Below are 18,462 nucleotides of genomic sequence, written 5' to 3' on the forward strand. Positions count from 1 at the left end.
GCGGGGTCCTCGGCAGCCGATTAGTTAGCCAAATGCAACTAGAGTAGCATCGTGCAGCCTGTAAGTATGCCGAGGGTAATTTTTTGGCCGATGAACTGCGTACAAAGTTCAAAGTTGTTGAGTGCCGCGAACTTTATGGCCTACGGAGTGCGGGCGCAATTCTGATCGTGTGCGGCCCCGCTCCAAAACGTGTACGTCAGCCTCCAAAACCGACAAAAAATGACATGTTTGGAGGCTGATGTACATATTTGGATAGGGGCGAGGGCGGCGACGGACGAAAGTCACGCTTGCGCCACGTCCGATGTGCTAGCGTTTGGGTGAATAAAACGAGCCCGCGCGGAAAGGATCCGGACCGTATGCAATGCGATAGTACATCCCCGCTGTCTCGCGAGACCGATGCACCCGAAACTATCGTCAAGCTGGAGTGCGACATCGACGATGCGTCGCCCGAGGTACTCGCTTATGCCGCGGACCGCCTGCGCGAGGCAGGTGCGCGCGAGGTGCACTGGTTGTCTCTCTACTGCAAAAAAGGTCGCCCCGGCTGGCAGCTGCAGGTGATCTGCTCGCACGAGGATATCGAGTGCCTACAGACGATTATCTTTTTGGAGACCACGACCAACGCCGTTCGTCGCCAGGTGATGGAACGCGTTTGCCTGCCGCGCCGATTCGAGCAGGTGACAACGCCTTGGGGCGAGGTATCCGTTAAGGTGGCGACCCTGCCCGACGGCAGCGAGCGCGCGGCTCCCGAGTACGAGGATTGCGCCCGTCTTGCCCGCGAACATGGCGTGCCGCTCCAACGCGTGATGCAAACGGCTCAGAGCGTGGCGCTGCGATTCGAGTAACACGGTAGATGGGCTCCATATCCGCCAGACCTCGTATTCAGCCCTCATCAACCCCACTCTGAAAGGACTCCCCATGAAATACCTCATCGCCTCCGACATCCACGGCTCGGCATACTGGGCCGAGCGCCTCTGCACCGCCATCGAATCCGAGCAGCCTGACCGCATCGTGCTGCTAGGCGACCTGCTCTACCACGGCCCGCGCAACGACCTGCCGCGCGACTATGCCCCCAAGCGTGTGATTCCGCTGCTCAACGCCCTGGCCGACCGCATCATCGCGGTGCGCGGCAACTGCGACGCCGAGGTCGACCAGATGGTCCTCGACTTCCCCGTCATGGCCGACTACGCCACGCTGTTCGACGAGACCGGCCGCGAGCTGTTCCTGACGCATGGCCACGTCTTTGGCGCTGGCATGCATAACAGCGTTGATCACGCGCCCGCGCTGCCCGAGGGCTCCGCGCTCGTCTACGGCCACACGCACATCAAGGTTAACGAGGCAAGCGAGGCGCACCCGGGCCTGTGGCTCTTCAACCCCGGCAGCGTGAGCATTCCCAAGGACGGTACGCACAGCTATGGTATCTACGAGGACGGCGCGTTCCGTCACGTGATCCTGGAGGAGGAATAACCATGGCAGAGCAGCTGGCTCAGCAAAATGCCGAGGGCTCGCGCGACCTGTCCACGCTGGTAGACGCGTCGGCCGAGCTGCAGCATCTGGTGCAGACCATCTGGCGCCTGCGTCAGCCCGACGGCTGCCCGTGGGACCGCGAGCAGACGCACCGCAGCATTGGCAAGAACATGATCGAGGAAGCCTACGAGGCGCTCGACTGCATCGAGGCCGACGACGCGGCACACCTGCGCGAGGAGTTGGGCGACGTGCTCATGCAGGTCGTACTGCATGCGCAGATTGCGGCGGATGCCGGCGAGTTTTCGCTGGCCGATGTGGCGCGCGATATCGACGCCAAGCTCATCCGTCGTCACCCGCACGTGTTTGGCGATGCGGATGCCGACAACTCCGACGAGGTGCTCAAGATTTGGGACGAGGTCAAGCTTGCCGAGAAGGCCGCCAAAGACCAGGCCGTGGCGGCAGTCGGGGCCGCACCCGAGGGTCTGCTCGACGGTGTGCCCACGCACCTGCCGGCGCTGATGCAGGCTCAGAAGGTGTCGCGCAAGGCGGCTGCCGTGGGCTTTGAGTGGGAGACGGTCCAGGACGTGTGGGACGAGGTTGCCGAGGAGCGTGCCGAGTTTGAGGCCGAGGCTCCCGGTTCTCCCGAGCGCGAGATGGAGTTTGGCGACCTGCTCTTTGCCCTGGTCAACGTTGCGCGCAAGGAGGGAATTGACGCCGAGAGCGCCCTGCGTGCCAGTACGGCAAAGTTCCGCCGCCGCTGGGCCGCGATGGAGCAGATGGCGGCCGACGCCCACGTGGATCTGGCCGAGCTTTCGACCCACGGCCTCAATGACCTCTGGGATGCCGCAAAGGCAGAGGAGTAAGACTGCGGGGGCGACGGGACGGACTTGTCCCATCGCCCCTATTATTTTTAAAAAGATTGTATCCCTTGGCTAACTTAGGGCATAATGCAAAAAGTGCGATAAGGCTAACTTATGAACCTGCGCGCCGCTGTAGCGTGCAAGCCGTGTCGCCAAGCATTCAACCCGTTTCCAAGTGAGAGGGAGACAACATGAGCGATATTTTGGACGTCTACGGTCGCGAGGTGCTCGACAGCCGCGGCAATCCCACCGTCGAGGTCGAGGTCGTGCTCGAGGACGGCAGCTTTGGCCGCGCAATGGTGCCTTCGGGTGCTTCGACCGGCGCCTTTGAGGCATGTGAGCTGCGCGACGGCGACAAGGGCCGCTATCTGGGCAAGGGCGTTTCGCAGGCCGTCGAGCACGTCAATAACGAGTGCGCTAACGCCGTCGTGGGCCTCGACGCCTTCGACCAGCGCGCCGTCGATGCCGCGCTGATTGCCGCGGACGGTACCCCCAACAAGACCAAGCTCGGTGCCAACGCCATCCTGGGCGTGTCGCTGGCCGTTGCCCGCGCCGCTGCCGAGTCGGCGGGCCTGTCGCTGTACCAGTACCTGGGCGGCGTCAACGCCCACCTGCTGCCCACGCCTATGATGAATATCCTCAACGGTGGCGTCCATGCCGACAATAACGTTGACTTCCAGGAGTTCATGATCATGCCGGTGGGCGCCCCGAGCTTTGCCGAGGGCCTGCGTTGGTGCGCCGAGGTCTACCACACCCTCAAGGGCGTGCTGCACGAGGCCGGCCTGGGCGGCGGCGTGGGCGACGAGGGCGGCTTTGCGCCCAACCTCAAGACCAATGCCGAGCCGTTCGAGTACATCACCAAGGCCGTGGAGAAGGCCGGCTTTAAGCCCGGCGTCGACTTCATGTACGCCATGGACCCGGCCTCGACCGAGTTCTACAACGCCGAGACCGGCATGTACGAGCTCAAGGGCGAGGGCGTGGAGTACACGAGCGCCCAGATGGTTGATTACTGGGAAAAGCTCGTCGACACCTATCCCATCATCTCCATCGAGGACGGCATGGCCGAGGAGGACTGGGACGGCTGGGTTGAGCTCACCCGTCGCATTGGCAACAAGGTGCAGCTGGTGGGCGACGACCTGTTCGTCACCAACACCGAGCGCCTTAAGAAGGGCATTGAGCTGGGCGCCGCCAACGCGATCCTGGTCAAGGTCAACCAGATCGGTACGCTCACCGAGTCGCTCGAGGCCATCGAGACCGCCAAGGAGGCCGGTTACGCCTGCATCGTGAGCCACCGCTCCGGCGAGACCGAGGACTCCACGATCGCCGACCTGGTCGTGGGCGTCAACGCCGGCCAGATCAAGTCGGGCGCCCCGTGCCGCAGCGACCGTATCGCCAAGTACAACCAGCTCATCCGCATCGAGGACGAGCTTGAGGGCAGCGCGCACTACGCCGGCAAGGCCGCGTTCTACAACATTCGCTAGGCACGCGGAGCTCGCGGGGGCGGGGAAGACTCGGATTCGCCTTGCTCCAGCCGGGCGCTGTTGAGCACCATTGGGCGCTGGGCCATATGGCTCAGCGCCTTTTTTATGTCGAGCAAAGGCTGGCGAAGGCGGTGCGGGTGCTCGTGCTATAACTAAAGGACTTAGCGCAAACAAACCTCAACCGCACAAGGCGCACATGGATCAGATTTACGACAACAGGTACTATTCCGCCGGTTCGCGCGAGCCGTCGCCTCGCCGTGCGCGCACGGTGCAGCTCGGTGGGTCCGCTTATGCCGGCGCCGACCGCTCCACGCAGCGCCCGGCAAGTACCTCGCGCCCCAATGCTCAATCAAATACCTTGGCAGATGGACCGGTGCGCCCAGCACGTTCGACACATGCGTCGCGTCCCTCGGCCCAGACGCACGACAGGTCGAGCAGGCCTTCGAGCCGTCTTTCGGGCTCGGACTTTATGCGCTACGCCAACGACAATGCGGTGGTCAAGGCGATCTATGACTTTACGCATGGCTCTCTGCGTCCGCTGTTTATCGGTATCGTGGTGGCGCTGGCGCTCGTGAGCCTGTATTTTCCCGTACGCGACCTGTACGTGGCAAAACGCTCGAGCGACATCTTGGCCAAGCAGGTCGAGATTCGCCAGCAATACAATGATGAGCTGCAAAAAAGCGTCGACAAGCTGCTCTCGGAGGAGGGTATCAAGGACGCGGCGTCCGAGGACCTGGGCCTGGTGATGCCCGGCGAGAAGAAGATTGACGTGCTAGGCTTGGACGACGATTCGGACTCGTCGTCGAGCAAAAAGTCCTCAAACGCCAAGAAGGCCAGCGAAGTGGCCAAGGAAATCGAAGAAGTCGGCAAGGACGCGCCGTGGTACATCCAGGCGCTCGACATGCTGTTTGGGTTTAACGGCGTCGAGGGCCAGACGGTCGTGTCCAACGGCAAATAGCGCCCGGAGGGGAGCCCGCAATGACAAATTGCAAACGCTATAAGGTGGCCGCGATCGACCTGGGAACGGTGTCGTCGCGACTGGTGTTGGCCCAGGTCGAGGGCGGAGCGATTGTGGAATCGTCCAAGCATACCGAGATTACCGACCTGGGCGAGGGCGTGGACGCGACGGGGCGCTTCTGCGAGGCGGCTGTCGAGCGTGTGCTCGCTGCGTGCCGCATGTTTGTGGACGAGGCCCGTGCCTTTGGGGCCGTGTGCGTCTGCACCACGTGCACGAGTGCCGCGCGCGATGCGTCCAATGCCGCGCTGCTGCTGGACGGCCTGCGCGAGTTGGGGCTCAAACCACAGGTGATTCCGGGCGAGGTCGAGGCGCGCCTGACGTTTTTTGGCGTGGCGCACGACTTTGCCGGCGAGCGCATCATCGTCGCGGATTCGGGCGGCGGGTCCACGGAACTCGCGACGGGCGTATACGCTCCGGAGCGCGGCGTCTTTGCGCTGGAGGGAACGCGCTCGCTGGACATCGGTTGCCGTCGCGTGACGGAGCGCTTTTTCTCTGCGTTGCCGCCCGCGGATGGCGAGCTTGCTGCCGCTGCCGCGTGGGCAGGCGAGCAGTTCGCCGCCTATTTTGAGGGCCTGCCTGTCGACTTTGAGCGCGCCGAACGCTTAGTCGCGGTGGGCGGCACGGTGACTACGCTGGTGGCTCTGGTCCACGAGCTGGAACCGTACGATTCGAGCTTTGTGCACCTACGCGAGCTGTCGCTGGAGCAGGTCTCGGCCGCTATCGAGCGCATGTCTGTGTTGGACGCGGAAGGCATCGCCGCGCTACCGGGTGTACAGCCCAAACGCGCGGGCGTGATCTTGGCTGGTGCCGTGGTGATTCGCGAGCTTATGCGAGCCGGCGGCTACGACACGCTCACCGTAAGCGAGAACAGCCTGCTTGCCGGCATGGCCGCCACCATTAACGAGGTTCTCGACGGTGAGCTACCCACCATCGGCTGGACCCCCAGCCTCAGCGCCCTTTAACCATCCCCTCATAAGTTGCGGTGAAATAGTTCCTAAATGGGCTGATAAACTGCCAAAACAGGAACTATTCCATCGCAACTTAGAGGCTTAACGGCATCCAGAAGAAACGAGCCCGCATCCCCAGGGGGCACGGGCCCGTAAAAGCCAAATGGTAGGGGCGGTGGGACGTCTGCGTATTTGCCGCGCAAATCCGCACCGGCTTCGGCCGCCTGCCGGCGCCCTCGCCGGCTCGCTGCGGACGCTGCGCGTCTGCTTGACGCTCGCCCCCTCGCGGGTTCGAGCCCCACCGGCATCTTAAAGAAATGAGCCCGCATCCCTGGGGGACACGGGCTCGTAAGCACTACGTGGTAGGGGCGGTGGGACTCGAACCCACAATCCTTGCGGCGAGAGATTTTAAGTCTCCTGCGTATGCCAATTCCGCCACGCCCCCGTGAGACTAGAAGTCTAGCACAAGCCGTCCGTTACGCGTTGACGGCCATCGAGTGTTGGCCCGACTTCTCCAGGAACTCCTGGAACTTGGCTTCGTCGCCCTTGTTTTGGTACTGCAGGGCCAGCAGGTACTCCAGGCGGCAGCGCTTGACCGGGTCGTCGCCGACATCCTCGAGCATGCGCTCCAACTCGGGAATGTCGTTGTGGCGCTTGAGGATCATCGTGTCGTACATCAGCTGACACTCGTGTGCAACCGCCTCGGCTTGACCGCCCTCAAAGCCCTTGATCTCGCGCAACAGCTCTTTGGACTTTTTGCGGTTCTCCTGGCCAACATAGTAGTTAAAGGCCTTAATCACCAGGTCGACGCGCTGCATCTTGGGCAGGTTGAGTTCCAGCAGCAGGTCGAACATCTCGCCGGCGCGCTCGTGGTCCTCGCGCAGCAGATAGGAGTTCAGACGCAGGTAGTCGCGGTTGTAGCGCGGGTACAGCATGCTGGTGAGTTTGCCGTCGAGCAAACGATCGAACTCGGCCCACTGTTTGGCGGCCATCAACTGTTGCAGGCGTTTAAACGTAGTGCGTTTTTTGACGCTAAAGAACACCGACACGGCGATACAGATGATAACGACGGCGGTCCAGAGTGTGCGGGAATCGGGCATGTTAGGATCCTTAGTCGCTCATAAAGCGAGCGGTATGACAACACGTACTAGATGTATTATACGCAGCGCGCAAGCAAACTGGCATAAAAGCTCATCGAGGCTGAGTGCCATCGCTCGCTGCGGTACACTTACCTAAAGTAAACCATGAAGGGAGACATTACCTATGAAGAAGATCGTTTTGGCTTGCGGTGCTGGCGCTGCTACTTCCACGCTTGTTGCCCAGAAGGTCGCCACCATGCTCGACGCCAATGGTTATGCCGGCAAGTATGAGATCGTGCAGTGTGCCATCTCCGAGGCCAAGGACTACTGCGACGAGGGTGCTGACCTGCTGATCGCCACCACCGTTGCCCCCGAGGGCCTCACCTGCCCGTACGTGAGTGGCGTGCCCTTCATGACCGGCATGAACCGCGTCGCTGCCGAGAAGGCCGTTCTTGACGTCATGGCTCAGTAGGCGCTGACTGCATGAGTGAGCAGAACGCCAATCCGGTAGAGCTCTTTGGTATGCGCGTTGCCCATGTGGGCATTAACGCCACCGACCCGGCAGACGCCCTGGAGATCGCGGAGCTGTTCTCGACGATGATGGGCCTGCCCGTTATCGAGACCCCGGTTTCGTACTTTAACGATTCGCTGATCGAGGTTATGAAGCAGAACGGTCGTGGCACCAAGGGCCACATCGGCTTTGCCGTCAACGACATCGATGCGGCCGAGAAGTGGTTTGCCGAGCGCGGGCTCGAGGTCAACGAGGAGTCGCGCGCGCTGCTGCCCGACGGTAGCACCAAACTCGTGTACTTTAAGCGCGAGTTCGCCGGCTTCGCCGTGCACCTGTGCCGCGAGTAGCGCATAAGCTGCTTTAGTTAGCAAAAAGGGATAGGGCCGTGTGGCCCTATCCCTTTATTTATGCCGAGGGATCGACTTTTGCAACGGTCAAAAACCGAAGTCTAATACTTTTCCGAGAAGTGAACGAGACAAATCAGCCCCCCGAAGCATCGACACTTTAAGGGCATCGTTTCCTGCAGTTTCGATGCTGGAATCCTGCGATTTTGCGGGAAAAAAATGCGGATGCTTCGGGGGTCCGAATATGGTCGTTCACTTCTCGGGAAAAGTATTAGACCTCGATCCACGAGGGGGCATCCCTACCGTGGCAGGCGAATCGTAAAGCGGCTTCCGACGCCCTCGACCGAGGTCACGCCGATGACGCCGCCGTGGCTGTCGACGATCCACTTGGCGATAGCGAGCCCCAGGCCCGAGCCCTGTGCGCCGGCATCGCGTGCGTTGTCGGCACGGTAGAACCGCTCAAACGCGTGAGCTGCGGATTCCTGGTTCATGCCGATGCCCTCGTCCTCAACGCTTATGTCAATCGCGCCCGTGCCCGCATCGGGTGTTATGGCAAACGTGACGGTTGTGCCTGCGTCCGAATACTTGGCGGCGTTTTGCACGATCACGCGCAGCGCCTGCTTCACGAGTGCCACGTCAACCGATGCGTTGCAGCGCGGGTCGCCGGTAAGTGCGGCATCATACGCCAGCCGATATGTGTGCCCGGCATCGATCATCTGTGATTCTTCGCAAACCTCGCCGACCAGTGCAGCCAGGTTGGTATTCGCGCGCCGCAGCACGGTGCGACCGGCATCGCCGCGTGCCAAAAACAGCAGCTGCTCCACGAGCTCCTGCATATGCTCGCTTTCGGCTTTGAGCGAGGTGATGGATTCTGCCAGCACGTCCGGGTCGTCTTTGCCCCAGCGGTCGAGCATGTTCACGTAACCCTGAATCACCGCGATGGGCGTGCGCAGCTCGTGACTCGCATCGTTGACAAAGCGCATCTGCTGCAGCTTTGCCTCTTGCATCTGGCGCAGCAGGCGGTTGAGTGCGACCTCGATGCTCGCCAGGTCGGCGTCGCCGGTGGTGACGCTCGGCGAGTCGACGCTTGCGCGCTCGATGGCCTGCTCCAGCGTTTCCATCTTGCCGCCGGCGAGCTGCATGCGGCCGAGCTCGTCCACACGCAAGGCCAGGTCGTTGAGCGGCGCCATAGTGCGGCGCACGCGGCGGGCGCCGCCGAGCATGTTGAGCACGCTGATGACCTGCCAACCCACAACGACAAGGTAGAGAGGCCATAGCGCGACGAGGTCCTGCGCGAGGGGGAAGGTCTTGGTGGTGCGCGCAAGCTCGACGGTATAGGTGAGCGTTGTCAGGTCCCAGCCGCGCGCGGGGGTCAGCGACATGCTGCGAACGGCGGCGCCGGGGATCCATCCCACGGTAAACGCGCCATCGGGCAGCGTCTGGTTGTAGCCATAGACGAGGATCGCCGCCGCAACAAGCAGCAGTAACAGATCCAGCCAGACGTAGCTCACCAAGCGGCGCCACATATAGCTCCAGTTGATGGCGCGGGCGATGGAGGTGACGCGCTTAGCCTCGTCGTTACGCGCGGCAGACATAGCCCACCCCGCGCACGGTCTGGATGATGCGGGTACTGCCGCCGTCCTCGATCTTGGCGCGTAGGTGCGCGATGTGCACATCGACGTTGTTGGTATCGCCCACGTAGTCGTAGCCCAGCGCCTCGTGAGCAATGCGCTCGCGCGTGAGCACGGTCTCGGCATGCGCCATAAGCAGGGCGAGGACGTCGAACTCGCGAGCCGTGAGCGCGATGGGCGAGCCGCCGACTGTGACTTCGCGGCGGTCGGGATCGAGCACGACTGAGCCAACGGTAAGTGCGGCGTGGGAGGGCGTGGCAGCGGTCTGGGCCGTGTCGGTTGCCGGGGACATTGTGGCGATACCGGCGGCCGTGCCGCTCGCTACGCCCGCCCCGGCCCCGGCGCCGCCAACGCCCGAAGCCGCCCGCACGGCTTCCGAGCGCTTCAGCGCCACACGGATCCGTGCGAACAGCTCCTCGATCGCAAACGGCTTGGTCAGGTAATCGTCGGCGCCGGCGTCGAGCCCGGCAACCTTGTCCATCACGGCATCGCGCGCGGTGACCATGATCACTGGCACATCCTTGTGCTTACGTATGCGCCGCAGCACCTCCATGCCGTTGAGCTGCGGCAACAGTACATCGAGCAGAATCAGATCGTAGTCGCGCTCCAACGCCAGGTCAACGGCGGTGCGTCCGTCGGCGGCGTGCTCCACCTGGTAGCCCTCGTGCTCCAGCTCGAGTGTCACAAAGCGGGCGATTTTCTCCTCGTCCTCTACGATCAGGATTCGTGCCATGCGTGCCCCCGTCTGCGATTACTTGTCGTCGTTCAGATTTTGCTTGATGTCGTCCGCGGCATTGGCAGCGCTGTCCATCAGGTTGTTGATGCTGCCGGGCACGTCGCCGTCGCTATCGATGCGGTAGCGCATGCCAAAGAACAGGCCAAGCAGCATCAGCCATATCGTGGCGCCCCAGGCAAACAGGGCGACGATGGGAATCAGGATGGGGATGTTGAGGATGATCGCATCGCGGCGCGTGGCGATAAACTTGGTGTCCAGACTCAGGCGGAAGAGCTTTTTGAGGTACTCCCACGCGCTGTCCATCTTCTTGGAGAAGTCGGTCTTTTCGCTCGACTTTTCGTAGGCTGCCTGCGCGGCGACCATCTCGGCAGAGGGCTCATCGACTGGCGCGGACTCGGTGGCGGCATGCGCCGACGTGGTCTGGGTCTTGCCCTGCGACTCGAGCCAAATGATGGCATCCAAAACGTTGCCGTCGGCAGCGTCGAGCGCCGCCTTGGCATCGGTGTAACTCACGTTGCACTTGGTGCGGATGGTTTCAACTTTTTCGAGGTCGTCCATGACCTGTCCTTTCGTTCGATGGGCGCGACGCCGGGCAATTTGCTCGGGCGCGAGCGTTGCGTTCGGCGGTTTGCGTTGCGCCGCCCCGCTCTTGGTCGAACTCTATAGTGCAGGTTATAGATTAAGCGATTCTTGAGCCAAGATTAATGTTGGATGAGTTTTTGGGTGGTGCGGAGGCGGGCAGGGGCAGAAAAGGCAGGTTTTGCGTGGCGTGAAGGAGGGGCGGTCTGATCTTTGGGATAGCTGATAGCGAGGTCTAATACTTTTCCGAGAAGTGAATGAGTGAAAACGGACCCCCGAAGCATCGACACTTTAGAGGTGCCGCTTCCTGCGGTTTCAATGCTGAAATCCCACGATTTTGCCGCCGAAAAATGCGGATGTTTCAGGGGTCCAAAAACAGCCGTTCACTTCGCGGAAAAGTATTAGACCTCAATAGCGGGGGATGGGGTGCCGGTGCAAAACGGCGTCAGAAATGGGGTAAACAAGGCAAACGGATCTAATGGATCATAATCATGTTGTAAAAGTATGAAAATATCCTACAATTGCAACATGAAGTACTTTAGCAACATAACGGCGATAATCGAGCTCTCCGAGAGCGAGGGTGTGTTCACCACAGCTCAGGCGGCTCGCATGGACATCTCTCGAGATGCGCTGGCACACTCATGTCGTGCGGGGCGTCTTGAACGGATATGCCACGGCGCCTACCGGATGTCTGGAACACAGCGCCGAGACACCGACGAGCTCAACGCCTTTTGGAAGCTCACCAATCCCTCCCTTTGCGCGTGGGAGAGAAAACGTCAGTGGGATGGCATCGCCGTGAGCGGTACGACTGCGGCGAACCTGCAGCAAATGGGCGATTTCTACCTGTCTCCCTACAGGATGACCGCGCCCACGCGTATTAATACAAGAAACGAATCCCTTTCTTTTGTAAAGCGCGAGATTGCCGAGCGGGATATCGTTTGGCTCGACGGCCTGCCGGTAACTAAACCCGAGCGCACGCTTGTCGATCTTTGCCTCGATGGTGAGGACCCTTCATTAATCATCGATGCCTATCACGATGCGCTTGGGCGTGGGCTCGATACGCAGCGGCTGAAAGATCTCGTAAAGAAGAACTCTAAAACCGCCAAACGACGCGAACTGATGAGGCCATTGCTGGTTGTGCTGGGTTGTACCTGAGTGCGCAGGCCTGATGTTTGCTAACTGCAAGTCGAGACAATTGTTTGTCCGCACGGTTCTTTAATCTAAGTGACTATTGAAGGCCTGCATCGAAGTATTGCAACCGGTGCGATTCGCATTTAAGCTTGATGTCGCTGTGTCAATTAGCGGACAGTTCGTCCGTAGTTTGTTCCGATTGGATAGCATGAAAGACGTAAAGGAAGAGATAACCTCCAAACGTAAGGAGCTCGCGCTTACTCAGAAGGAGTTCGCCGCTGCTCTTGGGATGGGGCCCAATGGCGATAGAACTGTCCGGCGTTGGGAGACTGGTGAGACCAGTCCTTCTGCTACGGAACTCGCTTTTATACGATCTTTGGGTTATCAAGCGCCATTTGCACAGGGTGATCGAAAGGACGCTCCCTTTACTTACATTGACCTATTTGCCGGCATCGGTGGAATTCGCTTGCCGTTTCAAGAGCTTGGCGGCGAATGCGTTTTTTCTTGTGAGTGGGATAAATATGCGCAGAAGACGTATCGCATGAATTACGGTGACCAGCCTGCTGGAGATATTCACAATGTTCGTTCGGAGGATATCCCTAAATTTAACGTTTTATTAGCGGGCTTCCCATGTCAGCCGTTCTCGCTCGCGGGTGTCTCAAAGAAAAAATCAATGGGGCGTGCTACGGGCTTCGAGGATAAGACGCAGGGAACTTTATTTTTTGAAGTTGCTCGCATCATCCGTGATAAGAGGCCTGACGCTTTCTTGTTGGAAAACGTTAAGAACTTAACAAGCCATGATCGCGGTAAGACCTTCAGGATCATTATGCAGACCCTCCAGGATGAACTTGGCTACGATGTGTACTACAAAGTCCTCGATAGCAAGAACTGGACCTGTCAGCATCGTGAACGCATCTATATAGTTGGCTTTAAGGAAAAAACTGATTTTGACTGGGATCGACTAGAGCTCGGGGATGGTGGGCACACCGTCGGAGAGATTCTTGAGGACGACCCCGATGATCGATATGTTCTTTCCGACAAATTGTGGGCTTATCTGCGCGCATATAAGAAGAAGCATCAGGCGGCGGGTAATGGCTTTGGCTATAGCACGGTCGGGCCCGATGACACGACAAGGACGCTTTCAGCGCGATATCACAAGGATGGAAGCGAGATTCTCGTTTCGCGTGGTGAAGGGGAGAATCCTCGCAAGCTAACGCCACGTGAATGCGCCCGACTTCAAGGGTTTCCTGACCAATTCATTATTCCGGTTTCGGACACGCAGGCATATCATCAATTTGGTAACTCTGTTACCGTTCCAGCCGTACGCGCAGTTGCCAAGCTGATGATGGGAGCGTATTTCGATGGACTACGGAGTTCTGAGTAGTTATTTTGACGGCGCGGTTGCTAAGAAGCTTGTTGCTGTGGATATTGATGGAAAACGCAGCAACCAGCATGAGTTCAATGGAACCGCTGAGCTTCGCTCCTTATTCGGCGATGATGACATAAGGAACATACCAACAACTTTTGCATTTCTCAGCGATGACGCCGAACCTTTGTTTGATCACGGGTTTACATCTTGGTATGACGCACGCAGGAAGCATCCGACTAGGACGGAATACAGACTCTATTACAACGATAGCGAAGCGATACGAGCCTCAAGGGTAGGCGACCTGATGGTCATTGCGCCTTCAGACGAGCATGGCCTTTTGATCGTATTTGCTAGACAGGGGTCAAATGCTGAATGCCAGTTGAGATGGCTTTTCGGCTTGAACGATGTTGAAGATAGCGGCTTTTCGCGATCAACTGCGGATGATAGGCGCATAGATGCAATCGCCGCGTCTATTCTTGAAGCGATCGGCATCGAGGTTTCGCTTCCCACATCGGCTGTTGCGTATTTGGACGAAATGGTCGAAAAGTTTGGAGACTCTTTCCCCAAAGGGATTGACTTTACGAGGTATTCAATTTCGACTTTGGGTGAGCTTGATTGGATAAACGAACCCGATAAGTGCCTTCTTGATTGTTATGAGCGAGAAGAAGTTCTTTTTAAGGTCTTCGAGAGGCATCTTCTTGAGCGTGATTTGGCTCCCTATTTAGGGAACGACCTTGATGTTGATGGCGTGTTGCGGACTACGATGTCGGCTTTCCAGCGAAGGAAATCGCGTGCGGGGACTGCGTTCGAGCATCAGCTTGAGTACTTGTTTAAGGGATGGGGCATAAGCTATTCTGCTCAGCCGTATACTGAGGGCAAATCAAGGCCGGATTTCATTATGCCGTCGATTGATGCCTATAAAAAACCGCTATATCCTGTCGAAAAACTGACTATGCTTGGTGCAAAGACGACTGTAAAAGAACGCTGGCGTCAAGTATTGGAAGAGGCGAATAGAATTGAGAATAAGCATTTAATCACGCTCGATGTGGCGGTGAGCACCGAATATACAGACTCGATGCGTGAACATAATCTTCAACTGGTTGTGCCTCGTCCTGTATTTGGCTCATATACCACTGAACAGCAAAACTGGCTGATGGATGTCGGCGAGTTTTGTCAACTGTTGGTCGAGAAAGAACGTCGGTAGGCAATTCTATACTGAGGTTCTACTTCTTTTGGGCATTGATTATTTGATCGAGTTGCATTAATAAAATAGGTCACCTTGCCGTCGCTCTGCTGAAGTGAGTGAGCTCGAGCTTGGTTTTGTTCTATGTTGGGGAGGTGCTGGAGTGCGCGCCGGCGTTGGCCTTCATCGTCGATATCTATTCCGCCGCGAGCGTGTTAGTGCGCCCGCATTCGCAGTTGCGACATTTGAGTCGTGCCTTGTCGCGCCTCCCTTTAGGATTCCCACTTCGCCATTCGGCTGCCATGTTTTATGAAATGACTCACCCTACATTTTCCGATGCTTAAGTAGTCTCTTATTCGCCCGCTTGCCAACATCCCCATCTTTACCAAAGAGACTAGCCTTGCGTTCTTGAACTCTCCGACTCTCCTTTTGTAAACGAGATGCTTCACGACAGTTCGTCTAGCGCCTCTGGAGGGGTGACTACGAAGAGCCGGTTTGTGCCGTCAATTGCGTTGCCTGCTGCCGGCTGCTGTCTCATTAGAATCCGGCTGCAAATGGACCGCGGTGAGCATGCAAGACCGTGCCATAACGTAAGAAAAACTTGCAAGAATCGCAAGTTCTTCTCATCCCATGAGAAAAACTTGCAAATTGGGGCGAGTGATGAACGGCTGGACGGTTCTTGAAAATCGAGATATCTCGAGAAGCTGATTGCCTTTCGTGACATCCAAGTTACAGAGTCGACTGACGAGGAGGCGACGCGCAAGCGCGAGCTGCGTCCATTTGAGCTCAGGTCGCTCGAGAAGATCACCGGTGGTTACGAGAAGATCATCATCGTTCGCCGGGGGAGCCATCCGACCGACATCGACGGCATCAAAATCGTCTCTGCAGTCGACTTCTTGATGGGCAGGCTTTGGACTTAGGGCGTTCTGTGGGTTTATGACCACTTCGGCATCGAGATTGCCTTGCTGTAGACAAACTCCGCCCAGGGCCCGATGAGGATAACGTGGTCTATGCACCCTGCTTTCTCGACCAGGTCGAGTACTTTTAAGAAAGCTCGTTGCTGCTCAGTCAACATCCGGCACCCTCCCCAACGCACGTTTGATTTGCTTTTGAGATCGCTTCTGTTCTCTGATGGCGGCCGCAAGGGCCCTTCGGCGTTCGATTTTGGCTCGCAGCCCATCAACTTCTGCAGCGGGGACATAGTCGCTTTTGACCTTGTCGCCAACTCGATAGTTGAGATAGCAGTATTCGTGGCCCTTTATATTTCGCATGCGGATGCTGCCCTTTGGAAGGAGGGCAATCTCTTGCTCCATGAGGTCCAAGAGGCGCCTCGAGCGTGCGTATTCCTCTTCCAGGACATCTTCTAAGACTGACATGGTGCCTCCTTTCCGAGTAGTTACCCTACATTCTATCAAATCCATTTAATTGTAGGGTAACTCAAGCATGTCCGCACGACATGTGACACTTAACCTGCCGCCTTGCTCTGCCACGGCGGCATGCATCTGAACAACGACCCTCTAAGGAGTTCGATATTGATGAGTGACAACACCAAGCATCTCGCAAAGAAGTGCGTCAAGGACGCAGGACCGTGCCTTGCGCTGTGCGTAGCCGGCGCAGCGGTCGCGCTGCTGGCTGTTTTGGGGCCATTTGACGTGCTTCGAAGCGCCAGCTCTCTACACGTTTGCATGGCTCTTGCCGGCGCCATGATGACCGGCGGCGTGCTCGATCTGGTTTTTTGGGTGTTTGACCCGTTTGGATGGAAGAACGAAGGGTAAGCCCTAAGGGATGGATGCCCCGCAGCGTTAGGAGGTCCCCGTGATCTGGTTTACCAGCGATACACACTTTGGACACGAGAACATGCTGCGTCTCGCCGACAGGCCTTGGTCGAATGTTGCGCAGATGAACGACGCCATGGTCGCGAGCATTAATAGCAAAGTCGCTGCGGACGACGAGCTTTACATTTTGGGCGACTTCAGCTTTAAGATGACGGTCCAAGAGGCCTACGAGTTGCGTAAAAGCATCGTATGTAAGCACGTCCACCTGCTACCCGGCAACCACGACAAAGACTGGACGCAGCCTGCCGTAGCGGATGCTTTTATCGTCGAGCCGCCCATTTGCGTGCTCAAAATCGATCGGCAGAAAATCGTGCTGAGCCACTATCCCATGGTCGACTGGCAGGGCATGTCGCACGGCAGCTGGCATCTGCACGGGCATATCCATAGCTGCGGCGGCGCGTATAACAAGTTCAACCTTCGGCAGGGGCTGCTGCGCTATGACGTGGGCGTGGACGCCAACGGTTACGCCCCGGTAAGTTTGGATGAGCTCAAGTTATGGTTTGCGCAGGTAGACGAGCTGGTGCAGTGCGTTAAGTGGCCGTGGTGGGTCAACGTTACGGACGATGAACAGGTCGAGCGCGATCTCGAAGCCTATAAGAGGGAAGTGGTGATCCGATGACGGTCTATGTGACGGGCGATATTCACGGCGGCCTCGACATGCAAAAGCTGCGCGATTGGGACCTTGGGGATAGCCTGACGAGCGACGACTATCTGATTGTCGCGGGCGACTTTGGCTTTCCCTGGGATTTCTCTGCCGAGGAATGTGCCGACATCGCTTGGCTGGAGTCGCGCCCCTATACCGTGCTGTTTGTCGACGGCAACCACGAACGTTTCGACCATTGGGCGGAGCGCCCCATGGAATCGTGGCACGGTGGGCTAACGCAGCGCCTGTCGGATACCTCACCCATACGGCGCCTGACGCGCGGCGAGGTTTTTGAGCTCGACGGCTCAACGATCTTTACCATGGGCGGCGCCACGAGTGTGGACAAGGAATACCGCATCCCGTATTCCAGCTGGTGGCCGCAGGAACTGCCGGGTGAGCGTAACTTTGAGGAAGCGCGGGCAAAGCTCGATAGCGTGGACTGGAAGGTTGACTACGTGATCACCCACACCTGCTCTACGCGCATGCTCTCGCCCACGCTCTATCCGGCGCCCGGCTGGAATTACCCCGATGTCGATCGGCTTACGGCATTTTTCGACGAGCTAGAAGACCGCCTGGATTACAAGCGCTGGTACTACGGGCATTTTCATCGGGATGCCAACCCGGCCGAGCGCCACACCGTGCTCTACGACTGCATCGTTCGCCTGGGCGACGAACTCCAGCCCCGGGACGTTGCGTAGGGGCAGGCATAGCGAGCTCTTCGTATGATGTCTTGGGTAGTTACCCTACATTTTGGCAATAGTCATTATCTGTAGGGTAACTTAAGACATACTGGGAGCTGGAGGAGATGCTGCTGGCGGTCTAGAGTTTCAACGCCATTCGGTTGGTGCCGGGTAGGGTTGCAAAGCCGAAATGCGCATAGAACGCTGCCGCCTCATCATCTACTGGATCGACAACCAAAGCTCGCGCTCCCGCTAGGGCAGAAATTTTCAAGGCGTTTTCGATGGCATCTTTGAGCAACGATGCTCCCAGACCAAGTCCCTTGAATTTCTCATCAACCCCCATCATTCCAAGCAACACTGCGGGAACTTGGGAAGGGGAGTTCCGAACGAACCATCCTCCGTCAACATTTTCGCGAGCTACGGAGTGCGTACATAGCGTATAGAACCCGGCGACTGCGCCGTCGCAATACGATGCGTATATAACCGCCGACCCTCTTCTTCGCGCCGAGGCTGATCTGTTTTTAGCCCATCCGTCTACAAGGGTATTACCGCAGTGGAAAGCCTCGATGCCTTGACCAACGGGGAGTTGAACGGGCTTGGTAAACGTGCTCATTCCCAAATCGCTTTACGGTCAAGCAGCGCTTTTGCGGCTTGGGGCATGGGTGAGTCGAGCATTTCGCAAAATGCATCAAAACCATCAGGAGAAAGATAGGTTGTTGACGCCTCGGCGATGTCACGTGCGGAGCTCTCGTCAAGGTGAGCCGTGGCCCATTGGGTGAGAGTCTGCCCGCGCAAGGCCGCGGCGCGCTCGTAAGTAAGGCGTTGACGCTCGGTCAGCCTTAGATCCATACGGCGTTGCTTCTCAATTGTTGGCATGGTAAAACCTCCTTTGCATCATTGTACGGAACTATTCCGTACATAACAAGATACAGAATTACGCACTCGTCGGGGGGGGGGGGGGGGGGAGGGGG

Annotated in this window: 21 protein-coding genes and 1 tRNA gene; 14 read left to right on the forward strand and 8 right to left on the reverse strand. The window is 58.2% G+C overall.

The features are described from left to right. Positions 1-356: 356 nt before the first annotated feature. The 6 genes from larC (at position 357) to DWV43_RS06855 (ending at position 5,785) form a co-directional block, all read left to right on the forward strand. Positions 357-842 (forward strand): nickel insertion protein, encoded by a 486-nt coding sequence (larC, locus tag DWV43_RS06830; RefSeq protein WP_117817565.1) that lies wholly within the window; start codon positions 357-359, stop codon positions 840-842. 73 nt (positions 843-915) lie between these two features. After that, positions 916-1,464 (forward strand): phosphodiesterase, encoded by a 549-nt coding sequence (yfcE, locus tag DWV43_RS06835; RefSeq protein ID WP_117817563.1) that lies wholly within the window; start codon positions 916-918, stop codon positions 1,462-1,464. 2 nt (positions 1,465-1,466) lie between these two features. Beyond that, the gene (mazG, locus tag DWV43_RS06840; protein ID WP_117646213.1) at positions 1,467-2,327 is read left to right on the forward strand and encodes a nucleoside triphosphate pyrophosphohydrolase; all 861 of its coding nucleotides are present in this window, start codon (positions 1,467-1,469) and stop codon (positions 2,325-2,327) included. 188 nt (positions 2,328-2,515) lie between these two features. Next, the gene (gene eno / locus DWV43_RS06845; protein ID WP_117646214.1) at positions 2,516-3,805 is read left to right on the forward strand and encodes a phosphopyruvate hydratase; all 1,290 of its coding nucleotides are present in this window, start codon (positions 2,516-2,518) and stop codon (positions 3,803-3,805) included. Positions 3,806-4,001: 196 nt separating this feature from the next. After that, complete coding sequence (locus DWV43_RS10355; RefSeq protein ID WP_233539220.1) at positions 4,002-4,763, forward strand: septum formation initiator family protein; 762 nt, start codon at positions 4,002-4,004, stop codon at positions 4,761-4,763. Between the two features lie 20 nt (positions 4,764-4,783). After that, positions 4,784-5,785 carry a hypothetical protein gene (locus DWV43_RS06855; protein ID WP_117817561.1) on the forward strand — a complete coding sequence of 334 codons (1,002 nt, stop codon included), beginning with the start codon at positions 4,784-4,786 and terminating at the stop codon, positions 5,783-5,785. A 345-nt stretch (positions 5,786-6,130) separates the two neighbouring features. Here the strand turns inward: DWV43_RS06855 and DWV43_RS06860 are convergent. After that, positions 6,131-6,215 (reverse strand) — tRNA-Leu (locus DWV43_RS06860). A 31-nt stretch (positions 6,216-6,246) separates the two neighbouring features. Beyond that, positions 6,247-6,870: a hypothetical protein gene (locus DWV43_RS06865; protein ID WP_117817559.1), complete on the reverse strand. Its 624-nt coding sequence runs from the start codon at positions 6,868-6,870 to the stop codon at positions 6,247-6,249. 163 nt (positions 6,871-7,033) lie between these two features. Between DWV43_RS06865 and DWV43_RS06870 the strand changes: the two genes are divergently transcribed. Both DWV43_RS06870 and DWV43_RS06875 read left to right on the forward strand, forming a co-directional pair. Next, positions 7,034-7,321 (forward strand): PTS sugar transporter subunit IIB, encoded by a 288-nt coding sequence (locus DWV43_RS06870; RefSeq protein WP_117654890.1) that lies wholly within the window; start codon positions 7,034-7,036, stop codon positions 7,319-7,321. An 11-nt stretch (positions 7,322-7,332) separates the two neighbouring features. Continuing rightward, positions 7,333-7,707 carry a VOC family protein gene (locus DWV43_RS06875; protein ID WP_117817557.1) on the forward strand — a complete coding sequence of 125 codons (375 nt, stop codon included), beginning with the start codon at positions 7,333-7,335 and terminating at the stop codon, positions 7,705-7,707. A 296-nt stretch (positions 7,708-8,003) separates the two neighbouring features. On the opposite strand, the gene DWV43_RS06880 is transcribed toward DWV43_RS06875, so the two are convergent. From DWV43_RS06880 to DWV43_RS06890, 3 genes are read right to left on the reverse strand one after another with little or no spacing between them, the layout of a single operon-like run. Further along, positions 8,004-9,299, reverse strand: a complete 1,296-nt coding sequence (locus DWV43_RS06880; protein WP_117817555.1) for a cell wall metabolism sensor histidine kinase WalK — start codon at positions 9,297-9,299, stop codon at positions 8,004-8,006. Beyond that, positions 9,283-10,068: a response regulator transcription factor gene (locus DWV43_RS06885; protein ID WP_117817553.1), complete on the reverse strand. Its 786-nt coding sequence runs from the start codon at positions 10,066-10,068 to the stop codon at positions 9,283-9,285. Before DWV43_RS06885 ends, DWV43_RS06880 begins: the two co-directional genes overlap by 17 nt. 18 nt (positions 10,069-10,086) lie before the next feature. After that, the gene (locus DWV43_RS06890) at positions 10,087-10,629 is read right to left on the reverse strand and encodes a DUF4342 domain-containing protein (protein WP_117817551.1); all 543 of its coding nucleotides are present in this window, start codon (positions 10,627-10,629) and stop codon (positions 10,087-10,089) included. Positions 10,630-11,178: 549 nt separating this feature from the next. On the opposite strand from DWV43_RS06890, the gene DWV43_RS06895 reads away from it, so the two are divergent. The 3 genes from DWV43_RS06895 (at position 11,179) to DWV43_RS06905 (ending at position 14,354) form a co-directional block, all read left to right on the forward strand. Continuing rightward, entirely contained in the window at positions 11,179-11,805 is a 627-nt protein-coding gene (locus DWV43_RS06895; RefSeq protein ID WP_117817596.1) for a type IV toxin-antitoxin system AbiEi family antitoxin domain-containing protein, read from the forward strand. Between the two features lie 184 nt (positions 11,806-11,989). Then, positions 11,990-13,165, forward strand: a complete 1,176-nt coding sequence (dcm, locus tag DWV43_RS06900) for a DNA (cytosine-5-)-methyltransferase (RefSeq protein ID WP_117817593.1) — start codon at positions 11,990-11,992, stop codon at positions 13,163-13,165. Continuing rightward, complete coding sequence (locus tag DWV43_RS06905) at positions 13,143-14,354, forward strand: type II restriction endonuclease (RefSeq protein WP_117817549.1); 1,212 nt, start codon at positions 13,143-13,145, stop codon at positions 14,352-14,354. The genes dcm and DWV43_RS06905 overlap by 23 nt, the downstream gene beginning before the upstream one ends. A gap of 1,043 nt (positions 14,355-15,397) precedes the next feature. Here DWV43_RS06905 and DWV43_RS06910 read toward each other — a convergent pair. Continuing rightward, positions 15,398-15,709, reverse strand: a complete 312-nt coding sequence (locus DWV43_RS06910; RefSeq protein WP_117817547.1) for a hypothetical protein — start codon at positions 15,707-15,709, stop codon at positions 15,398-15,400. Positions 15,710-15,868: 159 nt separating this feature from the next. Between DWV43_RS06910 and DWV43_RS06915 the strand changes: the two genes are divergently transcribed. From DWV43_RS06915 to DWV43_RS06925, 3 genes are read left to right on the forward strand one after another with little or no spacing between them, the layout of a single operon-like run. Then, positions 15,869-16,108, forward strand: a complete 240-nt coding sequence (locus DWV43_RS06915; protein ID WP_117817545.1) for a hypothetical protein — start codon at positions 15,869-15,871, stop codon at positions 16,106-16,108. 40 nt (positions 16,109-16,148) lie between these two features. After that, complete coding sequence (locus DWV43_RS06920) at positions 16,149-16,787, forward strand: metallophosphoesterase (RefSeq protein WP_117629951.1); 639 nt, start codon at positions 16,149-16,151, stop codon at positions 16,785-16,787. Further along, positions 16,784-17,509 (forward strand): metallophosphoesterase, encoded by a 726-nt coding sequence (locus DWV43_RS06925; RefSeq protein ID WP_117817543.1) that lies wholly within the window; start codon positions 16,784-16,786, stop codon positions 17,507-17,509. Before DWV43_RS06920 ends, DWV43_RS06925 begins: the two co-directional genes overlap by 4 nt. 121 nt (positions 17,510-17,630) lie before the next feature. On the opposite strand, the gene DWV43_RS06930 is transcribed toward DWV43_RS06925, so the two are convergent. Then, positions 17,631-18,104, reverse strand: a complete 474-nt coding sequence (locus tag DWV43_RS06930) for a GNAT family N-acetyltransferase (RefSeq protein ID WP_117817541.1) — start codon at positions 18,102-18,104, stop codon at positions 17,631-17,633. Next, complete coding sequence (locus DWV43_RS06935) at positions 18,101-18,367, reverse strand: DUF1778 domain-containing protein (protein WP_089572439.1); 267 nt, start codon at positions 18,365-18,367, stop codon at positions 18,101-18,103. The genes DWV43_RS06930 and DWV43_RS06935 overlap by 4 nt, the downstream gene beginning before the upstream one ends. Between the last annotated feature and the right edge of the window lie 95 nt (positions 18,368-18,462).

Origin of the sequence: Collinsella sp. AF05-9, assembly GCF_003465595.1 — a bacterium.
In the GTDB taxonomy this organism is placed as follows: Bacteria; Actinomycetota; Coriobacteriia; order Coriobacteriales; family Coriobacteriaceae; genus Collinsella.

Excerpts from the sequence above, each read along its gene's own strand:
- larC (WP_117817565.1), top strand. The coding sequence starts at position 357 with ATGCAATGCGATAGTACATCCCCGCTGTCTCGCGAGACCGATGCACCC.
- yfcE (WP_117817563.1), top strand. The coding sequence starts at position 916 with ATGAAATACCTCATCGCCTCCGACATCCACGGCTCGGCATACTGGGCC.
- mazG (WP_117646213.1), top strand. The coding sequence starts at position 1,467 with ATGGCAGAGCAGCTGGCTCAGCAAAATGCCGAGGGCTCGCGCGACCTG.
- eno (WP_117646214.1), top strand. The coding sequence starts at position 2,516 with ATGAGCGATATTTTGGACGTCTACGGTCGCGAGGTGCTCGACAGCCGC.
- DWV43_RS10355 (WP_233539220.1), top strand. The coding sequence starts at position 4,002 with ATGGATCAGATTTACGACAACAGGTACTATTCCGCCGGTTCGCGCGAG.
- DWV43_RS06855 (WP_117817561.1), top strand. The coding sequence starts at position 4,784 with ATGACAAATTGCAAACGCTATAAGGTGGCCGCGATCGACCTGGGAACG.
- DWV43_RS06865 (WP_117817559.1), bottom strand. The coding sequence starts at position 6,870 with ATGCCCGATTCCCGCACACTCTGGACCGCCGTCGTTATCATCTGTATC.
- DWV43_RS06870 (WP_117654890.1), top strand. The coding sequence starts at position 7,034 with ATGAAGAAGATCGTTTTGGCTTGCGGTGCTGGCGCTGCTACTTCCACG.
- DWV43_RS06875 (WP_117817557.1), top strand. The coding sequence starts at position 7,333 with ATGAGTGAGCAGAACGCCAATCCGGTAGAGCTCTTTGGTATGCGCGTT.
- DWV43_RS06880 (WP_117817555.1), bottom strand. The coding sequence starts at position 9,299 with ATGTCTGCCGCGCGTAACGACGAGGCTAAGCGCGTCACCTCCATCGCC.
- DWV43_RS06885 (WP_117817553.1), bottom strand. The coding sequence starts at position 10,068 with ATGGCACGAATCCTGATCGTAGAGGACGAGGAGAAAATCGCCCGCTTT.
- DWV43_RS06890 (WP_117817551.1), bottom strand. The coding sequence starts at position 10,629 with ATGGACGACCTCGAAAAAGTTGAAACCATCCGCACCAAGTGCAACGTG.
- DWV43_RS06895 (WP_117817596.1), top strand. The coding sequence starts at position 11,179 with ATGAAGTACTTTAGCAACATAACGGCGATAATCGAGCTCTCCGAGAGC.
- dcm (WP_117817593.1), top strand. The coding sequence starts at position 11,990 with ATGAAAGACGTAAAGGAAGAGATAACCTCCAAACGTAAGGAGCTCGCG.
- DWV43_RS06905 (WP_117817549.1), top strand. The coding sequence starts at position 13,143 with ATGGACTACGGAGTTCTGAGTAGTTATTTTGACGGCGCGGTTGCTAAG.
- DWV43_RS06910 (WP_117817547.1), bottom strand. The coding sequence starts at position 15,709 with ATGTCAGTCTTAGAAGATGTCCTGGAAGAGGAATACGCACGCTCGAGG.
- DWV43_RS06915 (WP_117817545.1), top strand. The coding sequence starts at position 15,869 with ATGAGTGACAACACCAAGCATCTCGCAAAGAAGTGCGTCAAGGACGCA.
- DWV43_RS06925 (WP_117817543.1), top strand. The coding sequence starts at position 16,784 with ATGACGGTCTATGTGACGGGCGATATTCACGGCGGCCTCGACATGCAA.
- DWV43_RS06930 (WP_117817541.1), bottom strand. The coding sequence starts at position 18,104 with ATGAGCACGTTTACCAAGCCCGTTCAACTCCCCGTTGGTCAAGGCATC.
- DWV43_RS06935 (WP_089572439.1), bottom strand. The coding sequence starts at position 18,367 with ATGCCAACAATTGAGAAGCAACGCCGTATGGATCTAAGGCTGACCGAG.